The organism is Pseudochrobactrum sp. B5, from assembly GCF_001939785.1.
GTDB classification, from domain to species: domain Bacteria; phylum Pseudomonadota; class Alphaproteobacteria; order Rhizobiales; family Rhizobiaceae; genus Pseudochrobactrum; species Pseudochrobactrum saccharolyticum.
This window is the reverse complement of sequence record NZ_MOYL01000002.1, coordinates 455,250-469,919: the sequence shown is the minus strand read 5'-3', so window position 1 is coordinate 469,919 and position 14,670 is coordinate 455,250. Positions and strand designations below refer to the sequence as shown.

General features: G+C 48.1%; 11 protein-coding genes, 1 tRNA gene and 2 pseudogenes. 7 read left to right on the top strand and 7 right to left on the bottom strand.

The genetic code is table 11. The features are described from left to right. Positions 1-368 precede the first annotated feature (368 nt). On the top strand, positions 369-944 hold the full coding sequence (locus BKD14_RS08815; protein WP_075655791.1) for a hypothetical protein: 576 nt from the start codon (positions 369-371) through the stop codon (positions 942-944). Positions 945-1,189: 245 nt separating this feature from the next. Then, positions 1,190-5,044 carry a transglycosylase SLT domain-containing protein gene (locus BKD14_RS08810; protein WP_075655284.1) on the top strand — a complete coding sequence of 1,285 codons (3,855 nt, stop codon included), beginning with the start codon at positions 1,190-1,192 and terminating at the stop codon, positions 5,042-5,044. 131 nt (positions 5,045-5,175) lie between these two features. On the opposite strand, the gene BKD14_RS08805 is transcribed toward BKD14_RS08810, so the two are convergent. Next, on the bottom strand, positions 5,176-5,739 hold the full coding sequence (locus BKD14_RS08805) for a hypothetical protein (RefSeq protein ID WP_075655282.1): 564 nt from the start codon (positions 5,737-5,739) through the stop codon (positions 5,176-5,178). A gap of 502 nt (positions 5,740-6,241) precedes the next feature. Between BKD14_RS08805 and BKD14_RS08800 the strand changes: the two genes are divergently transcribed. Then, entirely contained in the window at positions 6,242-6,880 is a 639-nt protein-coding gene (locus BKD14_RS08800) for a recombinase family protein (RefSeq protein ID WP_075655280.1), read from the top strand. Positions 6,881-7,597: 717 nt separating this feature from the next. Next, on the top strand, positions 7,598-8,341 hold the full coding sequence (locus BKD14_RS19010) for a hypothetical protein (RefSeq protein ID WP_083646944.1): 744 nt from the start codon (positions 7,598-7,600) through the stop codon (positions 8,339-8,341). A 226-nt stretch (positions 8,342-8,567) separates the two neighbouring features. On the opposite strand, the pseudogene BKD14_RS08790 reads toward BKD14_RS19010, so the two are convergent. From BKD14_RS08790 to BKD14_RS08780, 4 genes and pseudogenes are all read right to left on the bottom strand, one after another. Beyond that, positions 8,568-9,476 (bottom strand): annotated as a pseudogene (locus BKD14_RS08790) (site-specific integrase); the annotation flags it as partial. 146 nt (positions 9,477-9,622) lie between these two features. Further along, positions 9,623-9,808 (bottom strand): annotated as a pseudogene (locus BKD14_RS19095) (DUF6538 domain-containing protein); the annotation flags it as partial. Between the two features lie 86 nt (positions 9,809-9,894). Next, positions 9,895-9,979, bottom strand: a tRNA-Leu gene (locus tag BKD14_RS08785). A 266-nt stretch (positions 9,980-10,245) separates the two neighbouring features. Then, on the bottom strand, positions 10,246-11,205 hold the full coding sequence (locus BKD14_RS08780) for a patatin family protein (RefSeq protein ID WP_075655278.1): 960 nt from the start codon (positions 11,203-11,205) through the stop codon (positions 10,246-10,248). A gap of 339 nt (positions 11,206-11,544) precedes the next feature. On the opposite strand from BKD14_RS08780, the gene BKD14_RS08775 reads away from it, so the two are divergent. Beyond that, positions 11,545-12,222 (top strand): outer membrane protein, encoded by a 678-nt coding sequence (locus BKD14_RS08775; RefSeq protein ID WP_075655276.1) that lies wholly within the window; start codon positions 11,545-11,547, stop codon positions 12,220-12,222. A gap of 162 nt (positions 12,223-12,384) precedes the next feature. Here the strand turns inward: BKD14_RS08775 and hisI are convergent, their stop codons facing one another. Further along, positions 12,385-12,795 carry a phosphoribosyl-AMP cyclohydrolase gene (hisI, locus tag BKD14_RS08770; protein WP_022709988.1) on the bottom strand — a complete coding sequence of 137 codons (411 nt, stop codon included), beginning with the start codon at positions 12,793-12,795 and terminating at the stop codon, positions 12,385-12,387. Next, entirely contained in the window at positions 12,792-13,403 is a 612-nt protein-coding gene (gene folE / locus BKD14_RS08765; RefSeq protein WP_075655274.1) for a GTP cyclohydrolase I FolE, read from the bottom strand. The genes hisI and folE overlap by 4 nt, the downstream gene beginning before the upstream one ends. 371 nt (positions 13,404-13,774) lie before the next feature. On the opposite strand from folE, the gene BKD14_RS08755 reads away from it, so the two are divergent. Further along, positions 13,775-14,212: an iron-sulfur cluster assembly scaffold protein gene (locus BKD14_RS08755; RefSeq protein ID WP_075655270.1), complete on the top strand. Its 438-nt coding sequence runs from the start codon at positions 13,775-13,777 to the stop codon at positions 14,210-14,212. A gap of 5 nt (positions 14,213-14,217) precedes the next feature. Then, positions 14,218-14,580 carry a membrane protein insertion efficiency factor YidD gene (yidD, locus tag BKD14_RS08750; RefSeq protein ID WP_075655268.1) on the top strand — a complete coding sequence of 121 codons (363 nt, stop codon included), beginning with the start codon at positions 14,218-14,220 and terminating at the stop codon, positions 14,578-14,580. Positions 14,581-14,670: the final 90 nt, after the last annotated feature.

Sequence of the window (14,670 nt, the reverse complement as noted above, 5' to 3'; positions counted from 1 at the left end):
AGGGGAGAAAATTCCCCCTCCCGTTTACATACACAGACACATGATTTCTGAGACCACCATATCTAAAGGACATAAAGAGAGTATGAGAATACGATTATCTTTTGATTTTCTTTAGGCGGTAGTGATGGTGATAAATCATAACCTCCTTGTATAGATACCCTAAGGATACCTTTATTATCTCTTTAACAATCCTGTCAGAGTGAACATCACCACCATAGAGCATCAAGACCACAGTCAATCATGACACCCGACAATTAGGGATATGGTCTTACAACACTCACCAAAATCACAATCGCGATCAGAGCCTTGCCTGTCTATATGACCAGCGGGGTGTTTTGTCGTGTCGTTGTGTAACCAGCAGAATGAACATGGAATATACAAACGAAATTATAGATCGTAAAACAGGAGAGATTATTTCCGTCAGTTCTGGTGACTGGCTGACACTAAAAGAGCTTGCAGCGTTTCTTTCCTGTGGTCGCAGGGAGATGACCGTCATCCTCAAAGAGCTAAATTTCTTACAGCTAGAGAATGATGGACGATATAACCGTCACAGATTGGCCGACTGGCTGACGACCAAGGGCTGGGGTAAACGTCTACATTGTAGGGGTAATAAGTATCCTTTTGATGTGGTTAGCCCTGATGCTGTTCTTTGGCTCATAGAGCGTTGGGAACAAGCTGTTCAGGACTACCATGATAAGACCTACACCACAGAGATTGTTGCTGCCAGAGAGTCATTGCGACGGTTTCAATCTGATCGTTGTCGAAATGACATGACCGTACAAATGATGGTCTGTTGGCTGACTGATACATTGCCCCAGCTAACACAGGAAAAGATTGCCGGTGTTCTTGATGTAACTCAGCAGGTGGTCAGCAAGTTTCTTAAGACGCGCTCTAAGCAGTTGTCTGAACTGAGAGAGATGAAAGCCAATATGTTTTTACCCTAGTTGTACGGGGTATATACACAAGAGTACAACCACCCGAAAAACAAACTTGAACACCGTCAAACACTGACAATCACGACCAGCAGTCATTCATGACAACCGACCTCATAGGTAATCTGGTCTGATACTCCCCCGCCACCACGAACAATTCTGATCATCAGCACTTTGCACCATTTCGGTGTCAGAGCGTTTTTTGCTGTCTTCGTGGTGGTCATCAAAACCAATCAAAAGAAATAACGGAGTAACCTATGGCTAGAACGTCAAAGGAAATCATCACGTCTGCCGCTACCCGCTACGGTATCGACCCTGATCTAGCCACGCGCATTGCGCATATTGAGACAGGCGGGACGTTCGACCCACGCGCCTTTAACAAGGGCAGTAAGGCTTCCGGCCTGTTTCAATTCATTCCCTCAACATGGCAACAGTATGGTAACGGGGCTTCCCCCTTCGACCCTGAGGCCAATGCTGATGCAGCTATGCGTCTTCTCTTAGCAAACAAGAAAGTCCTGACCAGCCGTCTTGGTCGTGAGCCGACCGGCGGTGAAATCTATATGGCACATCAGCAGGGCGCTGGCGGTGCTTCTGCAATTCTCCGGCGTGGCGATGAGCTGGCCTATAAGCTGGTCGGTCAAAAGGCTGTAGCAAGTAATCTCCCGACCGCTCGTCGTGGTGAAGCCATGACCATGACCGGCAAGCAGTTCGCTGATTTGTGGACGCAGAAGCTCAATTCGGTCGGTGGCACTCCGCTTGTCAAAGGCGGCACCACAACAGGCTCAATTGACGCTACCAGTGACTTTCGTTCTCATGACGGTATCAATCCTAACCGCACTCAAGTAGCGATAGGTGACATTGATACGACCCGCCAAGACGACCAGTTCACAGCCCGTCAGAAACAGATTGAGGAAGACGAACGCCGTGAGAAGGAAGCCCCAAGTCTCTGGCAAGGTGCAAAGATTGCTGTCCAGAATGAATGGTCTCTACTGGCTCCCTTCCGGTTCCTCGGTAACATGCCTGATGACCCCGACTATACCTTTGATGAAAAGGAGATGAAGCGGGTCGGTGAGGGTGTTCCTACTGAGTACCTGAAAGAGTTTGAAGGGGCAGTTTCGGCACAACATGCAGACGCTATTCGTAGTCGTCTGATGAACCAGATTGAGAGCAACCGTCAGCTGTCCATGATGGGCGGTACTGGTATAGCTCTTAACATTGCAGCGGCTGTGACTGACCCAGCTGCATGGGCAGCAACGGCAGGTGTTATGGCTGCAACTGGCGGTATCGGCGCTCCAGCAGCTCTGGGCGCTCGTTTCGGTCGTATTGGTACGGCGGCGTTAAGTGCTGCTGAGGGCGCGGCTGCAAACGCTCTTGTGGACATTCCCTTGATCGCCACGAACCCGACAAAGGAATGGTCAGATCTAAAATACTCCATTGGCACTGGTATCATCATGGGCGGTATCTTTAACCAGTATCGTCACGCTGACCGTGTATTGGCAGATGAGAACGCTCTGATTGAAGATATGGCGCGTAACCTCCACAAAGAACCTGCACCACAAGCTGACACTCTCGGCTCTTCTGCCGGTGCTAAGCAGGTGGGGTATGTGGAGCCGACCTTACGTACCGATGCCCGTGAGCAGCATCGTGCATGGAAAGAGTTTGACAAGACCTACAAGCTGGCCTTCGGGCAGGCTCGTTTCGATCTTGCTGCTCAGCTAGGCAAGTCTGGCAATCCAATGGTTCGCGGTGTCGGCAAATACTTTGTTGAAGATGCGACCGGCAATGCCATGAAGGGCGAGGTCACGGCTATCGCTGCGACTGAGCGTAAGCGCCGGTATCAACGTGTAGCTGATGCAAACTGGGCGATGACCTTCAACGAACAGGGCAAGGCGTTCTTAAAGAACAATAACGTGCCGTGGACAAAGACCGAGCAGGAGCTTTCTAAGTTCTCCGATATGGTCACTGATTACGTCCGTGCTGATGATCTGGCTAAGGCTGCTTTCCCTAAGGAAGTGCAGGCGGCTGGGCAGCAGTGGAACAAGATCATGCAGTCGTGGTGGCAGAAGGCCAGTGATGCCGGTATCGTTCGTTCTGAGATTGGCGCACAGAACTACGTCCCTCGTGTCCCTGATCGCAGTGCTTCAATCGACCTGCTGACCAAGTTCGGCTTTCAGAAGAACCCTACTAACGGGGAATATACCGGTGTAACAAAGCTGTTCTCTGAGGCTATCCGTAAGAACCAGCCTGAGATTAAACCTGAGCTGGCCGATAAGATGGGCTTCGCTATTGCTGACCGCATGCATAAACTCAGCAATGGTCAGGAATACACAGCAGCTCGTGCCTTGTCCGGTGAAGATATGGATGACCTCCGTCACTTCCTCACAGAGACCAAAGCCAATGGTGACTTTCTCTCAGACGCTGAGATTGAAGAAATCATGGGCGCAGTAAGTCGGAAGCGTTCTGAGCCTAATAAGGACGCTGGCGGTAGCTCTCGGGTGAAACATCGTATCATGCTGGATGAAAACCACGAGATGAAGCTGAGAGACCCGAACGGTCAGGAATATGCAGTCAAGGTCAGTGACTTTTATATCCGCGACAGCAACCTTCTCATGAGGATGTATAACAACCAAATGTCCGGTCAGCTGGCACTAGCCGATATTAAGATACCGAACCCGCTCTCTGACACCGGCGAACTGCTGGTTGATGGTTTCCGCAAGTCCGGCGATTTGGATACCTTCATTGAGAAGGTTAAGGCGGTCGCTGACGAGGAACGTAAGACTGGCAATACCAATCTCAGTACAGAAGCAGATATTGAAAACCTCAGGTTCGCTTATAATGCTATTGCCGGTATCCCTAACTACTCCGAGACAGGCAACATCCCGCGCTTCTTACGTCTGCTCAGAGACTTCAATTTTGCTCGACTTATGGGGCAGGTGGGTTTCTCTCAGATACCGGAAGGTTCCCGTGCTATCGTACAGATGGGCTTCAAGACCAGCTACCACGCTCTGCCAGCCTTCCGTCAGCTAATGAACACCATAAGGACAGGTAAGCTCACAGACGAGCTGGGTGCTGAGATTGATGACATGGTTGCTATTGGTCGTGACTTTGAGATTAGTAAGCGGTTGGTTCATACGGACGACTTCGGCATTCCTATGCATCTCAATGATAGCGACTCAAAGTACAGCAAGGCAATGGACTGGGCAGAGCCTAAGATGCACCGTATCAATCAGGCGGTAGCGTTATGGTCTGGCATGGTGCCAATCAACAACCTGTTGCAGAAACACGCAGCACGGACATTCTCTCAGAAAATGTTTCAGGCGGCTAATGGCGGTAAACCTATCTCAATGGAACGTCTTCGCTTAGCTGGTTTGAATGATGATCAGGTGAATGGCATTTATGATGCTATTCGCAAGCACGGTAAGAGTGAGAACGGTAAACTACTCGCCCTTGGTAAGGATAACTGGCCTACAGCGGTTCGTGCTGCTTATGAGGATGCTCTTTACAGGGGCATTAAAGGTATGATCTTGGAGAATGACGCAGGTCAGTTTGCTAAGATAATGACCACCCCAGTTGGAAAAGTCATCTTACAGTTCCGCTCGTTTGCCGTTGGGGCTTACACTCGTGGTCTCTTGCAGGGTATCAACATGAGGGACTTTCCTGCCGCTATGCAGCTTCTTACGGGGGCTATCGTCGGTAGTCTGGTCTATGCTGCTCAATCTCATTTGCAGCTCATTGGCGACCCTGACAGGGAACGTAAACTGGCACAGAGACTGGAGTTCGGTAATCTGGCTTTGGCTGGTTTTATGCGCTCTTCGGAGTCGTCTTTGGTGCCTATGATGATCGACACAGGGGCGTATTTCACGACCGGCGAAACGGTTCTTGATTTCCGTTCAAGCGGGCTGACAGGTCTCTGGACAAGTAACCCGACAGGTGACCTTATCGGTACTGCTGGAAATGCCACGTCAGGTATTATCACTGCTTTGTTTGGTGATGACTACTCACGTCCAGACGCTAAGGCTGTTTACGACCTTCTGCCTATGCAGCGTATTTTGCCTATGCAGTGGATGTTCAACTTCCTGACTGCTGAGCTGCCTCGTCGGGAAATGCCTTAAGAATAGGTATACGGGGGAAATGTTTGGTAGAAAAATCTGAGACCCCAAATCAGATATATGGAAACCACGCTTCCCCCCTTGCCGCCTCCAAGTTAAAAACTACGTAAATAATTGTTATATTCTGACGGTTCTCAGGGGTGTCTTGAATTCACTAGTTCGACGACCTTCAACCTTTCTCTAATTCTCTGATTGATCTGGTCGAGATTGTGGAGAGTGATAGGTTGTTCGATAGCTGGGGGCATAGGCCAAGAGAGTGGTGCAGGGTGTTGATGCCTATCCCGTAAGACGTTCGGTTTCTCTGAAATTCTATCAATCAGGATTGCCGTACATTCAAGAGACTGCACTTCATCTGTAAGTAGAACTGCCCCTAGCTTGAGTTTTCCGTTTATTGACGGCATTCCATACCTATTGAAATGGTTCATATGAGCATCTCGCATATTCAGAATACACTCTGCTTCACGCTCACCGAGCTGCAGGCCTTTGTCTATGGCTTGTCGCAAGCATTTGGTTAGATCATGTCCAAGACGTTTTGCTAACTGATCATCGCTCATCCCCTTCTCAGAAAGAAAAGCCTTCAGTGCAATTTCCGAGCACATTGCAAGAAGGTAACCTACTGGTTCCAAATGCTCCACTGGGCGAATTTGATGTTGGATTACCAATCTTGCAGCCTGCCAATATCGAGTAGCAAGTGCCATGCGATAACTACCTACCTGTTTCAATAGTCTTATTCTCCTTGAGGAAAAGCGGGAGCGCCTTTAACAATCGTTAACTCATCGCATCAAATAAACTCATCAGAAATTCAGCAATCTCCACGAGTTTATGAACGCGATCAATGCCACGGCACAGAATGCCTAGGCAATAAACGAAGTTAGATTTCTGAGACGAAGCAACGCTCATTATCCAGCCTCCATACATTGAATAAGCTGGAGTTGGTCTCCAGTTCCCTAGTCTCCACAGGCTGTGTGACTACTGCTAATTGCAGGTGACTAGCAGGGTAATGTATGAGGCGCTCCCAATTCCTTCTCTCCTATAGACAGGCTCCATAGTCAAGCTACTGAAATCAATAGGAATGTCCATAAGGGTATGCCTCAACGGTCGTCCGTAAAGTACATTTCTTTTTGCCCGTTAGGGTTGACTATTGTTATTCGTACAGATATTCATTCGGACAATAACCTAACGGACATGTACGGAGACCACATGGCAACCTTTCTTTATGCTCGTGTATCGACAGTAGAGCAGACCCTCGACCACCAACAAGCACAGGCAGAGGCGGCAGGCTTTATATTTGACCATGTGATTGCTGATCGTGGTGTTTCCGGTGTTAACGTCCTGATGAAAGACCGGCCTGAGGGCAAGCGTCTGTTTGATATGCTACGTTCTGGTGATATGCTGGTGGTTCGCTGGGTTGATCGTCTAGGCCGCAACTATGCAGACGTGACAGACACAATCAGAGAGTTCATTCGTCGTGGTGTGATTATCCGTACTGTCATCAATAACATGACCTTTGACGGCTCCACCACAGACCCCATTCAAATGGCCGTAAGAGACGCACTGATAGCGTTCATGGCGGCAACAGCACAAGCACAGGCAGAAGCAACGAAAGAGGCTCAGAAGGCTGGTATTGCCAATGCTAAGGCCAAGGCTGATACGAATGATTACAAGGGCAGAAAGCCCAGCTACAGCCGTGAAAAATACGATCAAGTGATTGATCTGCTGAGTAAAGGTGCCTCGGTCACTCAGGCGGCAACCGAGACCGGCCTCTCACGTCAGACCATCTACCGCATTAAGGACGAACCAGCAGCGGCAGAGAAAGCCTTGGCAATGTGGGGGCTGTGATTGTTATGGGGTGATTATGTATTTTCCAGTGAATTGTTTTGGAGTACTCATGCCACCTTTTTATCTTGCCACACAACCCTGCATGTCGAGCTATCAAAATCAATCAATTAGAAACAACACTCGACTTAACCATCATATGATTGCCAGCGACAATGATAGTGGGTTCACAAATAATGCAATTATGAAATGGGCAGATCGAACCAAATTGAACTGGTGTTTTGTTGCGCCTAGAAAGCCTATACAAAACGCTTTTATCAAAAGCTGTAACGCACGGCCGCGAGACAATTTTATTCATGAAACTCTATTCTCGTGACTCGTTAACGTACGATTTGTACTTTTAAACTGGTACAGAGATTGCAATAATTATCGTCCACATTCCAGCTTTGACTGGATGACACCAGTCGATTTCGTTCGGGCTATCAATCCGAGACGCGATACGGTGTTGCGCTGCAGAAATAGCGCCGCACTGTTACCAAGCAACATAATAATCAAAATAAAGAACAGCTAGAGCTAATACAAAACGTGATAAAATGAAGCAACAATACCATCCGCGATAGTGTTCAATATTTTTCACTAACGAATATAGGCCGAAAATTAATATTGCTTCGTCTGATTGAATAATAAAATATTGTCTTCTCAATATAACTGAATTAATATTTGATTACGCTAACTTAAAGAACGACTTCATAAATCTTTATAGATAATTTTGGAGGGTGAATGTTAGATGAAATTTCGAATTTCGATCGCAACGTTCTAGAGGTCATTGCGCGAGGGCATCCGTACAGATTGATAGCAGTATCAAAATCCAATAGGGAGCTGAAAGTTCCTGCCATGACTTGGAATGAAATACAAATCACGATCAACATGCCTCTTTCAGATGTATCAAAAAGTATAGCTACTCTGTCATCCAGCAACCTTATAAATTCAGTATCAATGTTGGAAAGGTTGGGGTTCTGGCAAGAAATATTCCGTCAAAACAAAACGTCAACGGTGTATTTTTGGATATCTGATCTAGGTGAAAAATTTCTTCAAGAGACTAGTAATCAACTATCAAACAGCAAAATTGATCCTCTAGAAGAGGCGGTAGTTCTCCTCAAGAAACTCGGATATCACACTACTCAATTCGGTTTAGCTGTTGCTCTATTAAGTCTTGAAAGTGGATATAGTCCTGCTGAAACGGCCTCCCATTTGGCTAGGGCAACTTTGGCGCTTGATATAAAAGAGGCAGAAAACGACTTCGATAAAACAATGGCTCTTCTCGCCCATGCAGCTTCAATGATCGACGTTCTAGGTGGCTTTAAAGATGCAAATCTAATGCGAGAAGAAATTTTCAAGCAAGATGCCACTGTACTGGCTAAAATTGCCATTCCCGATAAAGAACAGTTAACGTGGATCGAAACAATATTGAGTGAACCAGTAATTTCGGGGGGTAGGGTCGCAACATCTCAAATTAATTACTGAGGTTGATTGTTTTTGCTGTCGGCAGCATCACACCTCCAACACACTCCCGCTTCTGTTTTGCTGAAGCTTCATGCGTATAACACTAGACGCCAGGGTCTTCTTCTGCACCGTATCAAGGCTGACAATATGCGTTATGGTCCTCTGAGGAAAACCAGTGTGACGGGCTTTGGTTATGAATGTACAGCTTTCTACTGTATTTAAGCATGATGTAAAAGTCCGTGTTGACCTAGTCATTCATTGTAGTTTTCATCAATGCCTTATGTGCCATTTCTAATCTCACCTCAGCGCCACCGTAACGCTCACTCATACCGCCGCTTGAGTGTCCGAGAACAAGGTTACGGTCAAACTCAGAAACACCAGCTCGGGTTAACTTGTCTTCCATTCCGTGACGGAGTGAGTGGATGGTGTGCTTCGGGTTATCAGAAATGGCTCTGAGATGCTTCATGAGGGTGGCTGATGCACTGTCAGCACCACGCACACGACCATAGCGGGGAAACAGGAGGGGGCTGTCTCCGGCTTCTTTGAGGGCGCTGTTGACTGCAATTAATGCGTCTCCGACAAGTGGTACACGACGGATTGAGCCGTTTGTCTTGAGCCGTCTGTGGACATGGAAGACCAGATCAATGTAGGGAATTTGATCGTCTGTATACACATCTGATTTGAGCAGGCCGGTTACTTCACCAAGGCGACAACCCGTACCTTCCACAATCCGCCATAAATTCCATATATCTGATGCTGCATGGGCAGACAGGCGTTCTCGCATAGCTATCACTACATCAGCAGGAAGTGGGTCTCGTTCTTCTCTGGCGACTGTATCAATCTTGATCGGTAAATTAAGAAACGGGTTTATTGCGTCCCGTATATCAAACTCCCTGAGACCGAGATTTACCATAGCGCTCACATCACACAGATAGCGCTTGACTGTGATAGGTGTCATTTCCAGCTCGTTTAACATCCTGTCGCGGACTTCACGAGCGTGGTTACGGGTGAGGTCGGACAGCAAGCATTCAGGCTCAATCACTGCATGAAGGTGAGTCATAACGCGCTCAATACGGGCAGTCTTATGACGCTCGTTAATATCCCCGATAATGCGCTCTTGTAGGTATAGCTGTTTTGCATCTGCCAAGGTTGGTTTCAGGGCTTTGGCTTTGTGATGACTGCCTTTGCTTGTGCTAGTGGTGGGGTGCTGACAATCACTTCTGAATGAGAGTCTGTCGATACATCCATAGAGCGCAGTTGGTCTCTAGCTATTGGGACAGGGCGTTGTTGTGCTGCGTGATTCGAGGTCAGGCGTTCAAACTCAGCATGGACATGCGGCCAGTTACGCAGAGCCTCACGTCGACTGTCGCCAAGCAGTCTTTTAAATTCACTCTGAGGGAAGGTTGTCCGAGCTGCCTTAGGAACCCTACGGCGGTAATGCCAAGTGCCAGCATTTGTCAGGACTACGTATTTCAGCGACAAACCCATTGTGTACTTCCTGTGTACTCGAATGTGTACCTAAGAAGTGCTGAAACTGTTATGTCATTGAAATATAAGGGGCAATGAAAGCCAAATGGTGCGGTCGAGAAGACTCGAACTTCCACGGGTTGCCCCACAGCGACCTCAACGCTGCGCGTCTACCAATTCCGCCACGACCGCACTGTGTGGTAGAAACCGAATTGCTTCGGTGAGGGCGATGTAGCAAATCACTATTGCAGTGACAAGCCAAATTATTCGTTTCATTGCATTTTTTTAAAAGTAATTCACAGAAGCCCGTTTTTCTCCCGCAAAACCGCGTTTTTATAATCCCTTCAATAGGATGAAGCGGGGCTATTTTCTTCACTGGGTAGTTAGTTCGCCATATTTTCCGGAATCAAACTGTCAAAAAACTGAAAAGTTTCGTCTTTTAAGCCGGAATTTTTGATTCAAAAGATGACGCGTTGCAGTCTTTCAATATTTTCCAGCTGTTTTCGGGTTTCCTGATAGCCGATATCAATGGTTTCAGCCGCGCGGTGAAACTCGGTCAGGCCGATATGGCCGATGCTTGGCATCAAAGCGATGTCCGGCGGATCGCCGGCCATACGGGCGCGCGAGATTCTGTCCTGTATAATATTGAAAGCGTCCATCATGACGCCGGTTATGCCCAAGCGCGATTCATGGCTTATGACTCCTGCCTGAGCAGGGCTTATTGTGTCTTCCTGTCCGGCACGTGCTGGGCTTGTATATTTGACTACGGCTGCGCGGCCGAACTGGTCATAGTTGAGATTGACGGCCAGAACCAATTGCTGCTCATAAGCACGGCATACGGAAACCGGAACCGGATTGACCAATGCGCCGTCCACAAGCAGCCGGTGGTCGTAACGGATCGGTTCAAAAACGCCCGGCAACGCATAAGAGGCGCGCATTGCCATAATAAGTGAGCCGGTGGAGAGCCAGATTTCGTGACCCGTGCGTAATTCAGTGGCGACAGCCACATAAGGACAGGGTAGGTCATCAATATTCAACCCGTCGAGATGCTGGTGCAATTTGCGATCCAGTTTCATGCCGCCGAATAATCCGCTGCCACGAAATGTAATATCCATCAGGCTGAACATGCGTCTGCGTGTAAGGGAGCGTGCAAACTCTTCCAGCTCATCCAGTTTTCCTGCCAGATAGCAGCCGCCCACAAGTGCCCCTATTGAGGTGCCTGCAATCATAGATATTTTGATATTGGCTTCATTGAGTGCGCGTAATACGCCGATATGTGCCCATCCGCGTGCCGAACCGCCGCCTAAAGCAAGAGCAATTGGCTGGGGTGTTTTAAGAATAACAGGTTTGGGAATTTCCGCCTGAGCCGGTGCATTGGCAGCAGCAGTCGTGCGGCGGCGCGGTACCCATGAAAGCATGCAATATCTCCCGAATATACCTGTGTTTGCAACCAGAATACAGGAACAAGTATATTCAGACTATGGCTTTCATGCGATTGCAGTGCAAGGCAATTCATACGGTTATAAATTGCAGAAAACGCACAAAACAATATGAATTATGTAAATTTAATGTAATTTTAATTATTATTAATTGTCAATTAAGTAATTATATTGAAGTTTATTTGTGTTTACTTTGATTTTTCAAATTAACGCAATAGTAACCATAAGCTCTTCTGAATATACGTGTTGCAATATTGTTACAGCATTTTTGTCCGGTTGGTGTAAAACAAGATCAAGAAAGATTTTTGAGGTTCTCCCATGTTTAATAAAGTCATCCTCGCTGCTTCCGCAGCTGTTCTGTTCTCCGGTACTGCAATGGCTGCAGACGCTATCGTTTACAACGAACCTGCACCAGCCGTTGAAGTGAATACCTTCAGCTGGGAAGGTGGTTATGTTGGTGCCAATGCCGGTTACGGTTTTGGTAAAATGAAAGAAGACGGCGTCAGCATCAAGCCACGTGGCTTTGTTGGTGGTGTGCAGGCTGGTTACAACTGGCAGTTCGATCAGGTTGTTGCCGGTATCGAAGCTGACTTCCAGGGCTCGACCATGAAGAAGTCGGTTGATTTCTATGATGCAGCCGGCGCTTACGAAGGCACTGTAAAAGGTAAAGTTCAATGGTTCGGTACTGTTCGCGGTCGTCTGGGTGCAGACATTGCTGAACGCACCATGCTCTATGGTACAGCCGGTCTTGCATACGGTAAAGTGAAGATCGAAGGTTATAGTGCTGCTCTGGATGCGTCTGAAAGCGCTTCCAAGACCCGCGCTGGCTGGACTGCCGGTGCCGGTGTAGAACACGCCTTCACTGACAATGTAACTCTGAAGACAGAATATCTCTACACTGATCTGGGCAAAGTTAAGTTCAGCGACGGTGCAGATGTATCCAAAGTTAAAACCAACTTCCACACTGTGCGCGTTGGTGTAAACTACAAGTTCTGATAATCTGACGGGAGGTGAAGGACGCCTCTCATGTCTTCAAGATTTCTTTCGCCGGATTTGATATTTGGCGAAAGAACCGTCCTCCAGACAAAAAGCCCTGCGTAATTAATATTACGCAGGGCTTTTGTGTTTCGTATCAAGTAATAAATCTAATAGTTTGATTTATTTATGTAAAATGACGTTGTTGCCTGAAATGTCTACCGTGCGATAAAAGCAGGAGTGACGATCTGTGTGGCATGTCGGGCCATTACCGGCAACTCTGACCTTGAGCCATAGGGCATCCTGATCGCAGTCTGTGCGCATCTCAATAACAGTCTGCAGATTGCCGGAGGTTTCGCCTTTCTTCCAAAGCGACTTGCGTGACCGCGACCAGTAATGGGCGATGCCGGTTTCCAGTGTCAGCCGCAGGGCTTCGCTGTTCATATGCGCAACCATCAGCAATTCGCCGTCATCCGCACTTGTCACAACTGCGGTTATCAGGCCTGAACTGTCAAAGCGGGGCGCAAAGACAGCACCTTCTTCGGTGCTGTGCTTGTCGGTCTGCGCAGGGAAATCGGCAGGCAGTTTGGTCATGAACCGCTCCGCAGCATGGTCATGAACCGAACCTGATTGGCAACATCCTGCTCGAAAGCACCTGTAAAGGTGGTCGTCAATGTGGTTGATCCCTGTTTGCGAATGCCGCGCATAGCCATGCACATATGTTCCGCTTCAATCAAGACAGCAACGCCGAGGGGCTTGAGAATATTCTGAATGCTGTGAGCAATCTGCGCAGTCATGCTTTCCTGAGTTTGCAGGCGATGGGCAAACATATCAACGACACGCGCAATTTTCGACAGGCCGACAACGGAGCCATTCGGCAGATAGCCGATATGTGCCTTGCCGATAATCGGCACCATATGATGTTCGCAATGCGAGAAGAACTTGATGTCTTTGATGAGAACCATGTCTTTGTAGCCGGCAACTTCTTCAAAAACAGTGCCAAGCTCTTCTTCCGGAGACTGATGATAGCCGGAAAACAGTTCTTTATAGGCTTTTGCCACGCGTTTCGGGGTTTCAAGCACCCCTTCGCGCGACGGATCTTCTCCCATCCAGAGCAGCAATGTTTTTACAGCGGCCTCTGCCTCAGCCTTTGTCGGGCGTGCAACATTGCTGGTCTGTGAATCGGAAATGTGCTTGTTCATATCGAGCTCCCGTAGTCTCTCTCTGTGGAGAGACGAGTTAAACGGACACTGTTACGAAGCTTGCTCAGGCGGTAATCTTAGCTGTACCGCTGAAGGCTTGGCATTTATGTCGGGGCAGTTGTCTGGCGTTTTGCAGAATGCAGCCAAAGGCCTGCTCTGCCTGTTTGCATTGACTGTCGCGGAAATATCCGCAAAAGGCAAATGCCTGTCCTATATAAAGTATGTCGAAGATATTAAAAGAGCAAAGACAGCCGATTTATGTCGTATTTCGGTTGTGCTATTCTCTATAGCGGCTTGAAATGAAATATTTATATAGCCACTTATACAATCATGTCCGGCAATGCGCCGGAACATGCTGAAGGAGAAACCGGATGATCAATGATATGTATAATGCCCGGATTCTCGAATTTGCCGGTAACATTCCGCATATTGGTCGTCTTCAGTCGCCGGATGCAACAGCTAAGGCACATTCAAAACTTTGTGGTTCTACAGTGATTGTCGATCTCAAAGTCAGAGATGGTATTGTCGTAGATTTCGCGCATGAGGTAAAGGCCTGTGCTTTGGGGCAGGCGACATCCTCGGTGATGGCACGTCATATTATCGGCTCCACAGAAGCTGAACTGCGTGAATTGCAGGCGCAAATGACTGCAATGCTGAAAGACAATGGTGCACCGCCTGAAGGGCGCTTTGAAGATTTGCGTTTTTTCGAGCCGGTGCGTGATTATAAAGCTCGTCATGCATCCACTTTGCTGACATTTGACGCTGTTGTTGACTGTCTGGATCAGATTGCCGCAAAAGCTGCCGTGTAAGCGATATGTGCCCGCAGCCTGAAACCAAACCTCGTAAAAAATACAGCCGTAACTATCAGGGCGCATGGCGCAAGACACCGGATCGTTTGCTGGGTACAGGGCTTGTGCGGCTTTATCAGCTGACTTTATCAGGCTTTATCGGCAATTCCTGCCGCCATATGCCGACCTGTTCCGAATATGCCTATGAGGCTATTGCCCGTTACGGTTTGTGGACCGGCGGCTGGATGGGCTTGTTTCGGGTTATGCGTTGCGGGCCGTTCGACACATGCGGCATTGATCGCGTGCCGGAAGTGCTGGAGCCGCGCTATAAGTGGTATTTTCCGTGGCGTTATTGGCACATTTCCGCTGCAAAACCCGATAATGACTAAGCTTTTACGGGGGAAAGGTTTATTTCCCCGTTTAGATTGATTATAGAGACACTGCCGGTCGCATCTGCACTTCGTTTTGCAGGAGCCGGA